General features: G+C 66.1%; 16 protein-coding genes and 1 tRNA gene. 12 read left to right on the top strand and 5 right to left on the bottom strand.

What is annotated here, in order from left to right; genetic code table 11:
• Positions 1-398 precede the first annotated feature (398 nt).
• Positions 399-1,622: a multidrug effflux MFS transporter gene (locus tag AC1DEM_RS08150; protein WP_476883992.1), complete on the bottom strand. Its 1,224-nt coding sequence runs from the start codon at positions 1,620-1,622 to the stop codon at positions 399-401.
• A gap of 184 nt (positions 1,623-1,806) precedes the next feature.
• Between AC1DEM_RS08150 and AC1DEM_RS08145 the strand changes: the two genes are divergently transcribed.
• The 6 genes from AC1DEM_RS08145 (at position 1,807) to AC1DEM_RS08120 (ending at position 7,182) form a co-directional block, all read left to right on the top strand.
• Entirely contained in the window at positions 1,807-2,673 is an 867-nt protein-coding gene (locus tag AC1DEM_RS08145) for a phage holin family protein (protein ID WP_476883991.1), read from the top strand.
• Between the two features lie 54 nt (positions 2,674-2,727).
• Entirely contained in the window at positions 2,728-3,351 is a 624-nt protein-coding gene (locus AC1DEM_RS08140) for a CDP-alcohol phosphatidyltransferase family protein (protein WP_476883990.1), read from the top strand.
• Positions 3,351-4,253, top strand: coding sequence for a DMT family transporter (locus tag AC1DEM_RS08135; RefSeq protein ID WP_476883989.1), 903 nt, complete (start codon positions 3,351-3,353; stop codon positions 4,251-4,253). The genes AC1DEM_RS08140 and AC1DEM_RS08135 overlap by 1 nt, the downstream gene beginning before the upstream one ends.
• A 105-nt stretch (positions 4,254-4,358) precedes the next feature.
• The gene (locus AC1DEM_RS08130; protein ID WP_476883988.1) at positions 4,359-5,555 is read left to right on the top strand and encodes a glycosyltransferase; all 1,197 of its coding nucleotides are present in this window, start codon (positions 4,359-4,361) and stop codon (positions 5,553-5,555) included.
• A gap of 162 nt (positions 5,556-5,717) precedes the next feature.
• Positions 5,718-5,791 (top strand) — tRNA-Ile (locus tag AC1DEM_RS08125).
• Between the two features lie 200 nt (positions 5,792-5,991).
• Positions 5,992-7,182, top strand: coding sequence for an acyl-CoA dehydrogenase family protein (locus tag AC1DEM_RS08120; protein WP_476883987.1), 1,191 nt, complete (start codon positions 5,992-5,994; stop codon positions 7,180-7,182).
• Positions 7,183-7,277: 95 nt separating this feature from the next.
• Here the strand turns inward: AC1DEM_RS08120 and AC1DEM_RS08115 are convergent, their stop codons facing one another.
• Complete coding sequence (locus AC1DEM_RS08115; RefSeq protein ID WP_476883986.1) at positions 7,278-7,910, bottom strand: M23 family metallopeptidase; 633 nt, start codon at positions 7,908-7,910, stop codon at positions 7,278-7,280.
• 728 nt (positions 7,911-8,638) lie between these two features.
• Between AC1DEM_RS08115 and rpsB the strand changes: the two genes are divergently transcribed.
• The 6 genes from rpsB (at position 8,639) to AC1DEM_RS08085 (ending at position 13,687) form a co-directional block, all read left to right on the top strand.
• Positions 8,639-9,556, top strand: coding sequence for a 30S ribosomal protein S2 (gene rpsB, locus AC1DEM_RS08110; RefSeq protein WP_277526085.1), 918 nt, complete (start codon positions 8,639-8,641; stop codon positions 9,554-9,556).
• A gap of 133 nt (positions 9,557-9,689) precedes the next feature.
• Positions 9,690-10,526, top strand: a complete 837-nt coding sequence (tsf, locus tag AC1DEM_RS08105) for a translation elongation factor Ts (protein WP_476883985.1) — start codon at positions 9,690-9,692, stop codon at positions 10,524-10,526.
• Between the two features lie 175 nt (positions 10,527-10,701).
• A complete protein-coding gene (gene pyrH / locus AC1DEM_RS08100) occupies positions 10,702-11,439 on the top strand; it encodes a UMP kinase (protein WP_277526083.1) in 738 nt (245 codons plus the stop codon).
• A 112-nt stretch (positions 11,440-11,551) separates the two neighbouring features.
• Positions 11,552-12,109 (top strand): ribosome recycling factor, encoded by a 558-nt coding sequence (gene frr / locus AC1DEM_RS08095; protein WP_277526082.1) that lies wholly within the window; start codon positions 11,552-11,554, stop codon positions 12,107-12,109.
• Positions 12,109-13,029 carry a phosphatidate cytidylyltransferase gene (locus AC1DEM_RS08090; protein WP_476883984.1) on the top strand — a complete coding sequence of 307 codons (921 nt, stop codon included), beginning with the start codon at positions 12,109-12,111 and terminating at the stop codon, positions 13,027-13,029. The genes frr and AC1DEM_RS08090 overlap by 1 nt, the downstream gene beginning before the upstream one ends.
• Before the next feature lie 31 nt (positions 13,030-13,060).
• Positions 13,061-13,687, top strand: coding sequence for a DivIVA domain-containing protein (locus AC1DEM_RS08085; protein WP_476883983.1), 627 nt, complete (start codon positions 13,061-13,063; stop codon positions 13,685-13,687).
• A gap of 72 nt (positions 13,688-13,759) precedes the next feature.
• Here AC1DEM_RS08085 and AC1DEM_RS08080 read toward each other — a convergent pair whose 3' ends face one another.
• The 3 genes from AC1DEM_RS08080 to AC1DEM_RS08070 form a co-directional block, all read right to left on the bottom strand.
• The gene (locus tag AC1DEM_RS08080) at positions 13,760-15,232 is read right to left on the bottom strand and encodes a sodium/solute symporter (RefSeq protein WP_476883982.1); all 1,473 of its coding nucleotides are present in this window, start codon (positions 15,230-15,232) and stop codon (positions 13,760-13,762) included.
• 40 nt (positions 15,233-15,272) lie between these two features.
• Positions 15,273-15,611 carry a DUF485 domain-containing protein gene (locus tag AC1DEM_RS08075; protein ID WP_476884031.1) on the bottom strand — a complete coding sequence of 113 codons (339 nt, stop codon included), beginning with the start codon at positions 15,609-15,611 and terminating at the stop codon, positions 15,273-15,275.
• Positions 15,612-15,736: 125 nt separating this feature from the next.
• The gene (locus AC1DEM_RS08070) at positions 15,737-16,456 is read right to left on the bottom strand and encodes a LytR/AlgR family response regulator transcription factor (RefSeq protein ID WP_476883981.1); all 720 of its coding nucleotides are present in this window, start codon (positions 16,454-16,456) and stop codon (positions 15,737-15,739) included.
• Positions 16,457-16,468 lie beyond the last annotated feature (12 nt).

Genomic DNA, 16,468 nt, shown 5'->3' with positions numbered 1-16,468 from the left:
CGTGACCTGTCCGTGGGACATGCTCAGTGTTCGTGACCTCTCCGTGGGACATGCTCAGTGTTCGTGACCTCTCCGTGGGACATGCTCAGTGCTCGTGACCTGTCCGTGGGACATGCTCAGTGTTCGTGCCCTGTCCGGGGGACATGCTCAGCGTTCGTGCCCTGTCCGGGGGGACATGCTCAGTGTTCGTGCCCTGTCCGGGGGGACATGCTCAGTGTTCGTGACCTGTCCGTGGGGACATGCCCAGCCCTGGTCCTGGCGCATGGACATATTGCCACTATGCCCAGTCCTAGGCGCGAAGGATGGGCATGTTCCGCTGAGGCAGCCGCGAAGAATGGACATGTCCCAAGGCCTTGCCGCGAAGGATGGGCATGTCCCGCCGAGGAGCCGGGCCGGCCCTACTGGATCGGGGGCACAGTGCTGGGTCGTACAACCAGCCACAGAGCAGCGGCTGCCAGAAAGATGCAGGCGGCCTGGACGGCGCCCATGGGGGTCGCGGACCCGACGCCGAGCCAGCCGACCACCGGGGAGACCAGACCCGCCATCATGAAAGTCGCCGCGCCAAGCAGGGACGCCGCGGTGCCGGCCTGGGCGCCGTGTTTGGCGAGGGCCAGCACCTGCACGGTGGGAAAGGTGAAACCGGCGCCGAGGATGTAGAACCACAGCGGCACCAGGACGCCCCACAACCCGAATCCCAACTGGTCGAAGACGACGATCAGGACGGCCATGACGAACATCCAGGCCGTGGAACAGGCCAGGATCCACTGCGGCGGGACGCGCCTGATGAGCCTTGCGCTCGTCTGTACGCCTGCCACGATGCCGAGTGAGTTGATGCCGAAAAGCAGGCCGTACTGTTGGGGCGTGAAACCGTAGACATTCTGGAACAGGAACGGCGAGGCGGAGAGATAGGCGAAGAGGCCCGCGAAGTTCATGCCGCCCACCAGCAGCAGGCCCACGAAGATCCGGTCGGAGAACAGCACTTTGTAGCGCTGGCGCACGGTCATCCCGGTCTTGCCGCGCAGCTCCGGCGGCAGGGTCTCCCGGATCACGAACAGGGCCGCGATGATGACACAGGTCCCGTAGGCGGCCAGGAACAAGAAGATGCCGGGCCAGGGCATCAGCAGCAGCAGCTGGGAGCCGATGACCGGGGCGAGGATCGGGGCCAGTCCGTTGACAAGGGCCATCCGAGAGAACATCCGCACCATGGCGTAGCCGCTGAACAGGTCACGGACCATGGCCATGGCCACCACACCGCCGCCGGCGGCCCCGATGCCCATGAGGACACGGAAGAAGCCCAGCGTGGCGATATCCGTGGACTGGGCTGCGCCCAGGGATGCGGTGATGTGGACCGCCGTCGCCAGGATCAGGGGCAGCCGCCGGCCGAACTTGTCGCTCAGCGGCCCCACCACCAGCTGTCCCAGCGCGAACCCTATGGTCGTCCCCGTGAGCGTCAGCTGCACTGCTGCCTCGGAGACACCAAGGCTTTCTTCCAGGGCAGGGAACGCGGGCAGGTAAAGATCCACGGTGAACGGCCCCAGAGCCGTCAAGGCGCCGAGCGTCAGGATGTAGAGGAATTTGCGACGCCGGCTGAGGGAATCACCGGGATTGGGGGCTGTACTCACAGAGGTCCATCCTAGGGCCCGCAAGGGCGGCCGGCCGGTGGCTGGGCGGGCGCGCCACACCTTGCCTGAAAGGGCCTGCCAAGAGCCTAAATGATAGTTTTGACACCGGGGTCTGTGCGAAGCTGTCCAGACCCGGCAAGCCCGCGTGAGCGGATCGACGGATGGCACCAGTTAGGCGGGACCCATGAGCGGACGTCACAGCGGCGGGACAGGCAGCGGGTTGCGCGTTACTGCGCTGCCGAAAACCTTGAAGATGATCTTCAAGCTGGCGCCCCGCCAGCTCAATGACGAGATTGCTCTGGCCAAGGCCGAAATCAAGCGCAAGGGGATCCAGCTCGGTGTTGCCGGCGCCTTCTTCGGCGTCGCGCTGGTCTTCATTGCGCTCCTGGTGATCGGTCTTATGGTCGCCGCGATCATGGGCCTGGCCACGATCATGCCGGCGTGGCTCGCCGCCTTGCTGGTCTCCGCCGTGTGCCTGATCATCGCCGCGATCGGGGCGCTCATCGGGCAGAGGAAGTTCAAGGCGGTCATGCCGCTGGTTCCCGAGGACACACTCCGGGGACTCAGGCACGATCTTGGCATCGCCAGGGAAGGCTCCGCGTTCGACCCGGCCGTCCTGGATCCGAACTCCGAACAGTACAAAGCCGCGAAAGCCGCCAAGGAAGCCGCAGCCGCCAAGGCGAAGGCGGAAAAGGAAGCCAAAGCTGCCGCGCAGCCCGACTTGGGGCCTGCCCCCACAGAGGCCGAACTCCGAAGCCGGCTGGACGAGCGTCGGACGCATCTCACCGGCGTGCGCGACGACCTCGGCCGGGAACTCGATGTCAAGACCCAGGCTCAGGCGCTGCTGGCCGCCACCCAGGCCCGGCTGCAGGTCGGCAAAGCGCAGCTCAGCGACAAGATCGCCGGCTTCCGCTCCTCGGCGGGGACGCCTGCATCCGGTGACGGGCAGAACCTGACCGGCCAGATCAAGAACCGCTGGAAGCCCCTTGCTGTGCTGGCCGCGTCGGCCGCCGCCTTGGCAGTTCTGGTGCGCAGGCTGATGAAGGGCTAGGCAGACCCTGAACCGAAACACCAAACCGTTGCCGTCCACGGAAAGGGGGAATCGATGAAGTTCATCGGCGCTGGTGCCCGCCCCGGGCAACCCCTCGTCCACCGCGACGCGGTCTTCACGGTTCCAAATATCCTGACCGTGGTGCGCTTCCTTGGTGTTCCCCTGTTCATCTGGCTGGTCCTCTCGGAACACAAGTACGGCTACGGTGCCCTCGTGCTCGTCGTCATGGCCAGCACCGACTGGGTGGACGGCTACATCGCCCGCCGCTTCAACCAGATGTCCAACCTCGGACGGGTCATGGACCCGATTGCCGACAGGCTCTCGCTGATCGCCGTAGCCGTGACCCTGGTGATCGCCGGCGTCGTCGAGTGGTGGTATCTCGTCGCGCTGCTGCTCCCGGACGCGGTCCTGCTGGCCCTGTCACTGTTTTATTTCCACGGCCATCCGGATCTGCCGGTGAGCCGCATCGGAAAAATCCGGACCGGCCTGCTGCTGGTGGGCACACCGCTGCTGGTGCTGTCCAAACTTCCGGTGCCCGCCGCGGACGTCTACGCCACGGTCGCCTGGATCTTTTTGGGGCTGGGTCTCGTGGGGCACTGGATCGCGGCCTACAACTACGTCGGGGCCATCATTGCCAAGGGCCGGCAGCTTCGGGCGCACGACGGCGGCTCCCACTGATGGTATGGCTTGCGGTTTTGCTTGCGGTACTGGGCGCCTTCTGCCTGGCCTTTGGCGCCCAGCGCCAGGGCAGCGCGGTCAAGGCCGATACCGGCGGCCTCGCGCTGAGCAGCCACGGACTGCTGCGGCTCGCGCGCAATCCGCGCTGGGTTTTCGGGCTCATGCTGCTGTGCGTCGGGATGGGGATGAACGCCGTCGCCCTTGTCATGGCCCCCTTGACGGTGGTGCAGCCGATCGGCGCGATTGCGCTGGTCATCACCACCGTGGTCAACACCAAGGACCAGGGCCTGAGCATGAACCGGGCTACCGTCGTGGCGATCTCTTGCTGCGTGACGGGCTCAGCGCTGTTCGTGTTGCTGGCTGTCAACGCGACCCAGGAGAACCACAACGTCAGTGCCTCGGACGAGCTGACGATCGTGCTGCTCCTGGCCCTGGCCGTGGGGCTCTTCGGCACGCTTGCCGTCCTGTTCAAGCACCGCCTGAGCGCCTTCGTGTACATCCTCGGCGCCGGCGTCCTGTTCGGCTTCGTGGCTGTCCTGACCCGCATCATTGGCAGGCATCTGCTCGATCCCAACGGGCAGTTCCTGCTGAATGTGCCGTGGTACAGCGTCGTGGCGCTTATTGCTGCCGGCGCTCTGGGATCGTGGTTTGTCCAAAACGCCTACTCCAGCGGCCCGCCGGACCTCGTGATCGCCGGATTGACCGTGATCGACCCCATTGTGGGCATCGCAATCGGCATCGTGATTCTGGGAGAACTGCGCCCAGACGTACAAGCTGTGACGGCTATTGCCATGGGCGCGGCCGCATTGCTTGCTATCGTGGGAGTCATAGCCCTCTCCAGGCACCACCCGGAAGTCACCAAGCGCAAGAAGGAAGCGCGGAAGGCAGCCGGCAGGTCCTAGGGCATCAGTCCAGACTTCGGCTGCAAGCCCGGCGCGCCTGTGCCGACTGACAGCCGGCCGCCATTGATCCAGCTGTCCGCACAGCGACCACCAGGAGCTCTTCACGTGACCAAGTCCGACAACCAGCTGCCGCTGACCATCCTGATTGCCGCTGACACGTACCCTCCCCACGTCAACGGCGCCGCCCAGTTCGGCTACCGCCTCGCCAAGGGCATGACTGCCCGCGGGCACGACGTGCACGTCCTGGCGTGCCGCCCGGGCAAGGGCGCGAGCTACAGCGAGTTCAGCGAAGAGGCCACCGTGCACCGCCTCCGCTCCCATTCCGTGCCCACGCACGAATACTTCCGGATCACCTTCCCCTGGGAGATCAAGAAGGAAATCGGTCTCTTGTTTGACCGCATCCAGCCGGACGTCGTGCACATCCAGAGCCACTACATGATCGGCGAGCACGTCCTCTACGAAGCTGTGAAGCGCGGCATCCGGGTGGTGGCGACGAACCACTTCATGCCGGAAAACCTGAACCCCTTCCTGCCGTTCCCGCAGTGGTTCAAGGACATCGTGGGCCGGATCTCCTGGAGGGACATGGGCAAGGTCATGGGCCAGGCCGACGTCGTGACCACACCCACGCCGCTGGCCGCCAAAGCCATGCACCAGCACGCATTCCTCCGCAAGGTCCTGCCGCTGTCCAACGGCATCGACGCCGCCAATTACGAGCTGCGTCCCGACGAGACGGTGGAACGCCACACCAGCCCCACCGCACTCTTCGTCGGCCGGCTGGCCGAGGAGAAGCACGTGGACGTGCTGATCGACGCCGTCGCCAAGACGCCCAAGGACCTCGACATCCACCTGGAAATCGTCGGCGGCGGAGAAGTCCGTCCGGCCCTCGAGGCCCAGGTCGCCCGGCTCGGACTTACGGACAGGGTCAGATTCCTCGGCATGGCCAGCGACGCCGACCTTCGCAGGGCCTACATCACGGCCGACGTGTTCTGCATGCCCGGCACGGCGGAACTTCAGTCCCTCGTCACCCTTGAGGCGATGTCGGCGTCGACGCCGGTCCTGCTGGCCAACGCGATGGCGCTGCCGCACCTGGTGCGTGACGGGGAGAACGGCTACCTCTTCACGCCCAACGACAGCGATGACCTCGCCGCCAAGCTGGCCAGTGTCTTCTCGCTGCCCGCACACGAGCTCGCGGCGATGGGCAAGACCAGCCGGGAAATGGTGGAGAACCACGGCATCGCGCGCACGTTGCAGACGTTTGAGGACATCTACCGGGGCGCCAGCTACGACGACTTCGTCGTCTAGGCAGGCTGCGGCTCGCCTGCTGCGGCCGGTTGTGGCCGGCCGCCCGCATGGCGACCGTGCCGACCGGTGGCCGCATGCACGTGCGATGCGTCTACTATTGCTAGAGTATTTTTGCCCGGGATCAATCCGGCCCCAGCGGGCCGGGGCTGGCTCCGGGCGCAGGGGGCTATAGCTCAGCTGGTTAGAGCGCGGGACTCATAATCCTAAGGTCCTCGGTTCAAGTCCGAGTAGCCCTACATTTCTGCGGGATCCTCCTTATCCGGGGGCCGCACCACGGGAGCCGTGGCTGACGTTCGACGTCGGCCGCGGCTTCTTTTTTGTCGGGCCCGGTGCTTGCAGACGTCAGCAGACTGCGATATGTTACTCGTGAGTAACATATCGCCGGCGCTAAGTCCGCGCCCTTTTGGTCGCCGCTGATCACGAGTGAAGGAACATCATGCCCAAAGCTGCAATCGACATTAACAACCTGCCCTACGCCGACGGCGACTTCTTCGCGTTCGAGCAGCTGCTCAGCGCCAAGGAGCAGGACAGGCTGGCCGAGGTCCGCGAGTTCCTCGCGCGCGAGGTCAGGCCGATCGCCGTCGATTGCTGGAATCGCGCGGAGTTCCCCATGGAGCTGATCCCGAAGCTTGCCGAAATCGACCTGGTCAGCCCGGTCAGGAGGCAGGGCTACTCGAACCTCTTCGCCGGAATCCTGCACGCCGAGGCCACCCGCGCGGACACATCGATCGCGACGTTCATGGGCGTCCATGACGGGCTGTTCACCGGCTCCATCGAAGCCCTTGCCTCCCAGGAGCAACAGGACGCGTGGCTTCCCGAGATCTACTCACTCAAGAAGATCGGCGCCTTCGGCCTCACCGAGCCACTCGGCGGCTCCGACGTCGCCGGCGGCACCCGCACCACGGCACGGCGCGACGGCGGCAACTGGGTCCTCAACGGAGCCAAGCGCTGGATTGGCAACGCCACCTTCTCCGACTGGGTGGTCATTTACGCCCGCGACGTCGACGACAACCAGGTCAAAGGCTTCCTCGTCGACACCAAGACCGAGGGGTACAGCGCCGTGAAGATCGAGAACAAGATCTCGCTTCGCACGGTCCAGAACGCCGACATCACGCTCGATAACGTGGTGGTGCCGGAATTCTTCAAGCTCGCCAACGCCAACAGCTTCCGCGACACCAACAAGGTCCTGAAAGTCACCCGCCTGGCTGTGGCCTGGCAGGCGGTGGGCCAGCAGCTCGCGGCCTTCGACGTCGCCCGGCGCTACGCCGTGGAACGCAGCCAATTCGGCCGCCCGATTGCCTCCTTCCAGCTGATCCAGCACCAGCTCGTGCAGATCCTCGGCAACGCGGTCAGCTCCATGGGCATGATGGTAAGGCTTTCCCAGCTGGAGGACGCTGGCGAGGCGAAGGACGAGCAGTCCGCCCTGGCCAAGGCCTTCACCACCGCGCGCATGCGCGAAAGTGTGGCGCTGGGCCGGAGCATCCTCGGCGGCAACGGAATCGTGACGGACTTCGAGATGGCCAAAGTCTTCGCGGACGCCGAAGCCATCTACTCCTACGAAGGCACGCACGAGATCAATACCCTGGTCACCGGCCGTGCGATCACGGGAATTTCCGCGATCGTCTAAGGTGCGCTGACAGCCGCCACGACTGCCTGCCGTGCCTGCACGGGGCGGCCGTTCACAGGGAGTAGTTCACTGGGGAGCCGTTCATGAGGGGCCATTCATGATGGGCCGACGTCGATAGGCTGGAGCAGGACAGAAGGTCTCAGGTCCATCACGAACGCCAGCGGGTTGACGTAGTCTTCGCCGCGGCGGACGCCCCAGTGGAGACAGGGCGGTGCCGGGCCGCAGTGGCCGGCCTCTACATGCCCCAGGACGTCGCCCTTTCCCACGGCGGACCCCGCCGTCAGGAAACTCGCCACTGGCTCGAAACTGCTGCGTAGCCCGTTGCCGTGATCGATCGTGATGACCGGCCGGTCCACCACGATCCCGACAAAGCTCACCGTGCCGGCAGCCGGCGAGACGAGCGGGGCGCCAACCTGCGACGCCTCAAGGTCGACGCCGCGGTGGCCGCTGAGCCACGGCCTGGCCGGGGGATCGAAGGCGCGCAGAACCGCCGGCCGCGGGCTGAGCGGCCAGCTCCAGGCAGGTGCCGGGACTGGCCCTGTGCCCGGGGAGCCCCGGACGGGGGATATCGAAACCTGGGTGGGTACCGAGACCCGCGTGGGTACCGAGATCCGCGTGAAAACCGAGACCCGAGTGGAAACCGAGACCCCGGAGGCCGCGGGGACGGAATCTGCGGGGATGGGGGACAGCGCCAGGAGCAGTGCCGCAAGGCCGGGGGAGATCTTCATGGCCCCAGCCTGCCGCGGCGGCGCGCTGGGCGGAATCACCCGCGAGGGCTATGTGGATAAGCCTCAAGTGCGGTCCGAAGGCGCCGCTGCCCCATCCTCATGACTATTCGTGGTCGGTTACTGGCGGCGGCATCACCGCCGCGACAGAGGGCGCCAGTGCACTAGCCCCTAGCACGGCCGCGGCCGACGGCAGGGATGCTGCCCTGCCGGGAGGCCGCCACGGCTGGCGCCCAACGACGGCTACCCCCGCGACGACGGATACCGGCCCCGGCCGCATGCCGCCGCCCGCATGCCGTCCGGGCGCACTTCCGACCGCCGCAAAAACATGCCCAGCGGCGCCCGTCGGAGCCCCGAAACCCCGCCCCGCGACCCCGCGAAAACCGTCCTTCGGTACGGGGGCGCTGTAGTACACTTGGTGGAGCAGTTTGCTGTGCCCTCACGCTTGAACGTTGCGATAATTCGTAGTTGTCCGAGCCGGCACGCCTCATTCAGGGGTGCGGGGGAGCAGTGGCTGACTACGCGTATCCAGCCCTCCTCAAAAGAAGCCTGAAACTTCAGATGCGGAGGACTGTGCCTCCTGCGGTCCGTTCCTTCGGGTACGGATGGGAAGCGCAGTGGATGCCAGGAGCAACGCCCACCCCGGGCGAATGCTAAACAACCGTCAACTATTGGCAGGGTAAGAGAGCCATGGGCTCTCTCATGAATGACCTGCCGGAAGGAGCGTCGGCATGCCCGTCGTAACTATGCGCCAGCTGCTTGACAGCGGCGTCCACTTTGGACACCAGACCCGCCGTTGGAACCCGAAGATGAAGCGCTTCATCTTCACGGAGCGCAACGGTATCTACATCATTGACCTGCAGCAGTCGCTGTCCTACATCGACCGTGCCTACGAGTTCGTGAAGGCCACCGTTGCACACGGCGGCACCGTTCTCTTCGTCGGCACCAAGAAGCAGGCGCAGGAATCCATCGCCGAGCAGGCAACCCGCGTTGGCCAGCCGTACGTCAACCAGCGTTGGCTCGGCGGTATGCTGACCAACTTCCAGACGGTCTCCAAGCGCATCCAGCGCATGAAGGAACTCGAAGAGATTGACTTCGACGACGTCGCCGGTTCGGCTTACACCAAGAAGGAACTGCTGCTCCTTCGCCGCGAACTCACCAAGCTGGAAACCAACCTCGGTGGTATCCGCAACCTGACCAAGGCGCCGTCCGCGCTGTGGATCGTTGACACCAAGAAGGAACACCTTGCTGTCGACGAAGCCAAAAAGCTGAACATCCCGGTTGTGGCCATCCTGGACACCAACTGCGATCCCGACGAAGTCGACTTCCCGATCCCGGGTAACGACGACGCCATCCGCTCCGTCAACCTGCTGACCCGCGTGGTCGCCGACGCCGTTGCCGAGGGTCTCATCGCCCGCAACCAGCGCGCCACCGGCACCACGGAAGCTCCGGAAGAGCCGCTGGCCGAGTGGGAGCGCGAGCTCCTCGAAGGCAACAAGGCTGAAGCTGCTGCAGCGCCCGCCGCTGAGGCTGCTCCGGCTGCCGAAGAGGCACCGGCCGCTGAGGCTGCTCCGGCTGCCGAAGAGGCACCCGCCGCTGAAGCTGCACCGGCTGCTGAAGAAGCACCGGCCGCCGACGAAGCCAAGTAGTCAGACAAGTAAATCTGGATCTCCCCACATGCGCTCAGCTGCATAGGGGGTACCGACAGGATGGCCGCTCACTCGGTGAGCTGCCGTCCTGTCGGTCCGTACACCACATAAATTTCTAGACAGAGGGGTTCACATGGCGAACTACACTGCCGCTGATATCAAGGCTCTGCGCGAGCGCACCGGCGCCGGCATGATGGATGTCAAGAAGGCTCTTGACGAAGCCAACGGTGACGCCGAGAAGGCCATCGAAATCATCCGCATCAAGGGCCTCAAGGGCGCCACCAAGCGCGAAGGCCGCTCCACCGCTGAAGGCCTGGTTGCTGCCAAGGTCTCCAACGGCGTCGGCGTGATGATCGAAGTCAACTGCGAGACCGACTTCGTCGCCAAGGCTGACAAGTTCATCCAGCTGGCTGACAAGGTCCTCACCGTGGCCGTCGAGTCCGGCGCTGCCGACCTCGAGACCCTGCTGGCCACCGACGTCGACGGCAAGCCGCTGTCCGAGGTCGTCATCGAAGAGGGCGCTGTTCTGGGCGAGAAGATTGTTGTCCGCCGCATCTCCCGCATCGAGGGCGCAACGGTCGACGCTTACCTGCACAAGACCTCCAAGGATCTCCCGGCCCAGGTCGGCGTGCTCTTTGCTGTTGACGGCGAAGGCGAAGCAGCTGCCACCGCAGCCCACGATGTCGCCGTTCACGTCGCCGCGATGTCCCCGAACTACCTCTCCCGCGAGGATGTTCCGGCCGAGCTCGTCGAGTCCGAGCGCCGCATCGCCGAGGAAACCGCCAAGGCCGAGGGCAAGCCCGAAGCTGCGATGACCAAAATCGTCGAAGGCCGCGTCACCGGTTTCTACAAGGGCGAGGTTCTCCTCGACCAGGCATTCGCCAAGGATGCCAAGAAGTCTGTCGCCCAGGTCCTCGAAGAGGCCGGCGTCAAGGGAACCGCGTTCACGCGCTTCCGCGTCGGATCCTAGTCAGAGACTAGCCAGACACCAGTCAGGCAATAGCCAGGCACGCTAAGGGGGTGGTCACCACGGTGGCCACCCCTTTTGCATGCACGCCCGAGGCACGGTTCCGGTCACGGCCGGAATGCCGCCTTGAGCGCCCAGCACGATAACCTAACTCAGAGTTCACCAACGGGAAGGCACCATGGAAACCGTCACCACTTCAGCCCAGCCAAAGAAGAACAGGCGCCGCGTCCTTTTGAAGCTCTCCGGCGAGGTCTTCGGGGGCGGGAAACTTGGCGTTGACCCGGATACCGTCCGCGGCGTGGCCAAACAGATCGCCGCCGCAGTCCCCGACGTCGAGGTCGCAATCGTCGTCGGCGGAGGCAACTTCTTCCGCGGCGCCGAACTGTCCCAGAGCGGCATGGACCGCTCCCGCGCCGACTACATGGGCATGCTCGGAACCGTCATGAACTGCCTCGCGCTCCAGGACTTCCTGGAACAGGCCGGGGTGGAAACGCGCGTGCAGAGCGCCATCACCATGGGCCAGGTGGCCGAGGCCTACATTCCCCGCCGCGCCATCCGCCACATGGAAAAGGGCCGGGTTGTCATCTTCGGCGCCGGCGCCGGCCTGCCTTACTTCTCGACCGACACCGTTGCGGCCCAGCGCGCCCTGGAGGTGCACGCCGACGTCGTCCTGATGGCCAAGAGCGGCGTCGACGGCGTCTACACCTCTGACCCGAAGAAGGACCCGTCGGCGGAGAAGCTGCACCGCCTCAGCTACGACGACGCCCTCCGCCGCGACATCCGCGTGATGGACCAGACCGCGATGACCATGTGCAAGGACAACAACCTCACAATGGTGGTCTTCGGCATGGAAGGCGAGGGCAATGTCACCCGCGCCATCCTGGGCGAAGACCTGGGCACCGTCGTCACCCCGTAGCAACGGCTAGGATGTTTTCAGGACCTTTCCGCCGGCTGGCGGAAGACACAGGCGCACAAGAAGACGTGCCGCGCCCCGGCCCCCGGGACGTACCAATTTCTGAGGAGAGACCGTGATCGAAGAAACCTTGCTCGAAGCCGGGGACAAGATGGACAAGGCAGTTGAGGTAGCCAAGGACGACTTCGCCTCGATCCGGACCGGCCGCGCGACGCCCGGCCTGTACAACAAGGTTGTCGTGGAGTACTACGGCACCCCGACCCCGCTGCAGCAGCTGGCCTCCTTCGCGGTCCCGGATGCCCGCACCATCCTCATCACCCCGTACGACAAGACCGCCCTGCGCGACATCGAACGCGCGCTGAGCGATTCCGAGGTGGGCGCCAACCCCTCCAACGACGGCAACGTCATCCGGATTACCATTCCCGAGCTGACCAGCGAACGGCGCAAGGAATACGTCAAGATCGTCAAGTCCAAGGGTGAGGACGCGAAGGTGTCCATCCGCAACATCCGCCGCAAGGCCAAGGAAACACTGGACAAGCTCGTCAAGGACGGCGACGCCGGCGAAGACGAAGGCGCACGCGGCGAGAAGGAACTCGACGCCATGACCAAGGCGCACGTGGACGGGATTGACGAGCTGCTCAAGCGCAAGGAAGCTGAGCTGCTCGAGGTCTGATGGATCGGGCAAACGAGACCTCGGGGCCGCACGCCCGGAGGCGGGGGAAGCAACGCGAAAACCCGACGCCGAAGGCGGGCAGGAACCTACCCGCCGCCATCGGCTCGGGTGTGGGCATGCTCGTGTGCGTCCTCGGCGGCCTGCTCTTCCTCCCGCTCGGCTTCGTCCTGGTGACCGCCACGTTCGCGATCTTCGGCGTCTGGGAAATTTACCGTGCGCTGGAGGCCGCAGGCACCCGGCTGCCGATCGTCCCTGTGATGGTCGGAACGGTCGCCATGCCGATCGCCGCCTACTTCGGCGGCCTCGAAAGCCTGCTCTTTGCCATGCTCGTCAGCAGCGTGGCGGTGCTGTTGTGGCGGACCTTGGAAGGTGCAGCCGGCTCTGCGCGGAGCATCTTCGCGGGGGTCTTCACCCTGTCCTGGGTGCCGTTCCTGATCAGCTTCGCGACGCTGCTGCTGCACACCGCCGACGGCGAGACACCGGTGGGACTGTGGCCAGACGGCGTGATCCCGCAGGGAGCCTGGCAAATCGCCACCCTGCTGCTCCTGGTGGTGGCCAACGACACCTTCGGCTACCTCGTGGGCGCATCCCTGGGCAAGCATCCGATGGCCCCCAAGATCAGCCCGAAGAAGACCTGGGAAGGCTTCGCCGGCTCGATCGCCGGTGCCGTCATCGTGGGTGTGCTCGCCATGATCTTCGTGTTGGGCGAGCCGTGGTGGTTCGGCGTCGTGGTCGCTGTAGGCATGGTGGCCGCCGCCACCGCCGGCGACCTCGCCGAATCGATGGTCAAGCGCGAGCTCGGCATCAAGGATATGAGCAGCATCCTCCCCGGTCACGGAGGCGTCATGGACCGTCTGGACTCGATTGTCTTCGCCTCGCCGGTGGCGTTCATCCTGTTCTCGGCCCTCGCTGGCGCCTAGAAGCACGGCACCAGCACTTCCGGCGCCTAGAATGGTGCCGAGCAAACCAGCCGAACGGCATCAAAGGAACAAAGTAACAGTGGACATTCAACGGCAGATTCCTGCGTCTTTTGACCGCGTGCAGCGGAACCAGTATGGCTACAACGCCAAGCAGGTCGACGATTTCCTGCAGCGCGCCCGGGTGTCATTTGAAGCTCCGTCCGCGGCGGCCCGCGCCGTCAAGAGCTCCGACGTCCGCGCCGTGTCCTTCGATCCTGTGAAGGGCGGCTACGCTGCGGCCGGCGTGGACGCCGCGCTGGACCGGCTCGAAGACGCCCTGGCCCGTCGGGAGCGCGATGAGCTGGTTGCCGAACGCGGCGAGGACGCCTGGCTGCGCGAAATCGGCCGGCTCGCGGGCGTCCTGCGCGGGCGCCTGCACCGCCCGGACGGCCAGCGCTTCCGGCGCCCGTCCAAGCCCAAGGCCCGCAGCTACAACATCACCGACGTGGACGATTTGTGCCACGAACTGATCGGCTACCTCGAGGAAGACCAGCCGCTGAGCGTGGACAACGTCCGGCGTGCCGTGTTCCGCCCCGCTGTGGGCCGGGACGGCTACGAGGAAAGCCAGGTGGACGCGTTCCTGGAACGCGCCGTCGAACTCATGGCAGCCATCGACTAATCACGCCCGACGCCGGGCGCCCACCTGCCGGGTCCGCCCGACGCCGGATCGCCGGATCGCCGTTGTTGTGAGTTACCGTTCCGTCGCGAGCGGCCGTTCCGGGGTGTGCAGCCGGGTCATGAGGCGCGTCAGGGTCCGCGGCACGCGGGCCCGCGTGGCCCGGGAGACCAGGACCGTGACGGCGAACGCCGCCGGGACCGTCCAGGCGGCGGGCTGCGCCAGCCACGACGGCGTCTGGGCGCCCAGCACCGAGCCGGCCACCATCGCGCTGCCGCAGAGCACGCCACCGGTCGTCATGCCGGCGATTGCCCCGGCGTCCGTCAGTCCCCGCCACCAGATGCCCAGCAGCAGCACCGGGCAGATGGTGGAGGCGGTAAAGGCAAACACGAGACCCACGCTGCCGGCCAGCGCCAGCGACTCGGTCATCGACGCGATGCCCAGCGGGACCATGGCCGAGACCAGTGCCGCCAGCCGGAAGCCCCGGACACTGCCGCCGAACACGTCCTGGCTGATCACGCCCGCCAGCGAGACCACCAGGCCGGACGTCGTCGACAGGAACGCCGCGAATGCCCCGGCCACCACCAGCGCCGTCAGCAGGTCGCCGGCCATCCCGCCGATCATCCGGCCGGGCAGCAGCAGCACCAGCGCATCGGCCTGGCCGCTCTGGGCAAGGTCGGGGGCGAACATGCGGCCGAGCATGCCGTACGCGGTCGGGAACAGGTAGAAGACCGACAGCAGGCCCAGGACAATCAGGGTGGTCCGCCGGGCGGACTGCCCGTCCGGGTTCGTGTAGAAGCGGACCAGCACGTGCGGGAGCCCGAGTGTTCCAAAAAGCAGGGCCACGAGCAGTGAAATGATCTGATACGGGCCCGCGGGGGCCAGCGCCGTCGGATTGGCTGTGCTGGATGACGGCGACTCAGCCACGGCGGATTCACCGCCGCTGAGCACAAACAGCAGGAACACGAGCGGCACCGCCAGCGCGGTCAGCTTGAGCCAGTACTGGAACGCCTGGACGAAGGTAATGGAGCGCATCCCGCCGGCCACCACGGTGATGCAGACGACGCCGACCACCGCCACCGGGCCCACCCAGGCCGGCAGGCCTGTGGTGATCCGGATTGCCAGGGCCGCGCCGTGGAGCTGCGGGACGATGTATAGCCAGCCGACCAGGACCACCACCAGGCTGGTGACGCGTCGGACGGCCCGGGAATCGAGGCGCGCCTCGGTGAAATCCGGAATCGTGTAGGCGCCGGATCGGCGCAGGGGAGCGGCGACGAACAGGAGCAGCATCAGGTAGCCGGCCGTGTAACCCACCGGGTACCACAGCGCATCGGTGCCGGAGAGCAGGATCAGCCCGGCGACGCCCAGGAAACTCGCGGCGGAGAGGTATTCCCCGCCGATCGCCGAGGCATTCCACCACGGCTTGACCGTCCGGGACGCCACGTAGAAGTCCCCGGTGGTGCGGGAGATCCGCAGCCCGTAAAAACCGATGACGGCCGTGGCGAGCGAGACCGCGGCGAACGCCGCCACCCCGACGACGGGGTTCAAGTTCCGCCCACCGGGGACGCCAGCTCTCTGGTCATGTCCCTCACTTGTCGCCGGCGAGGTCCCGGTAGCGGGCCTCGTTCCTGGCGGCGGTCCGCACGTACAGCCAGGCGCTGAGACCGATCACCGGATAGATTCCGGCACCCAGCAGCACCCAGTCGAAAGGCAGGCCGGCAATGGTGGAGTCCGCCAGGCCGGGGACCAGCCCGAGCATGAGCGGGAAGGCGAGCAGGATCAGCAGGAAACCCAGGCCCACCACGAGGCCCAGGCGGAGCTGGGACCGGATGAGCGAGCGGACGAACAGCTGCCCGGCGTCGGATTCCTCTGCCGCTTCGTGCGGGACCGCAGCCGTGCGGCCGCCGGCCAGGGCGGCACCGGCCAGGGCGGCCGGGTTCGGTATAGCACTGTTCGGTGTGAAACTGCCCGATGTGACGCTGACCGGTGTGAAACTGCCCGATGTGACGCTGCCTGCCTTGACGGTCCGCGGCGCCGTGACCCGGACCCGCGTCATGCCTGCGGCCGGATACGGCTTGCTTCGAGCTTTTCCCGGACCGCCGGCAGGTGCCGGCGGCTGATGGGCAGTTCTGCTCCGGCTACGGTGACGCTGGGCCGCGCCGCGGCAAGCTTCATGTGGCTGATGTGGCTCAGCGCGGTCAGGTACGAGCGGTGGATGCGCAGAAACCCGGCGTCGGCCCACTGCTGTTCGAGGTCCGCCAGCGGAACCCTGATGAGGTAGCTCGCCTCCGCGGTGTGCAGCCGGGCGTAGTCGCCCTGCGCCTGCACGTGCGTGACGTCCTCGCGCCGGATCATCTTGGTGGTCCCGCCCAGGTCAACGGTGATCATTTCGGGGGCCGGGGCACCGTCCTTGAGCAGTTCACTGATGCGGCCGATCGACTTTGCCAGCCGTTCGGCGCGGACGGGCTTGAGGAGGTAGTCCACGGCCGCGAGCTCGAAGGCCTCCAGCGCACAGTCCTCGTCCGCAGTCACGAAGACCACGGCGGGAGGACGGTCGCTGCGGGAAATGACCCGGGCAATGTCCAGCCCTGACAGCGCCGGCATGTGGATGTCAAGGAAAACGGCGTCGACTTCTTCGGCCTCAAGCGCCCGCAGGGCCTCGGCGCCGGAGGAGGCACGGTAGATGGCGCCGATCCGGTCATCCTTGCCGAGCAGGAAGGCCAGTTCCTCGACGGCGGGGAGCTCGTCGTCGGCGACGAGGACGTTAATCATGGCTCTAGCCTA

Source organism: Arthrobacter sp. 05T420, from assembly GCF_056396305.1.
This window is presented reverse-complemented; position numbering and strand designations above follow the sequence as displayed.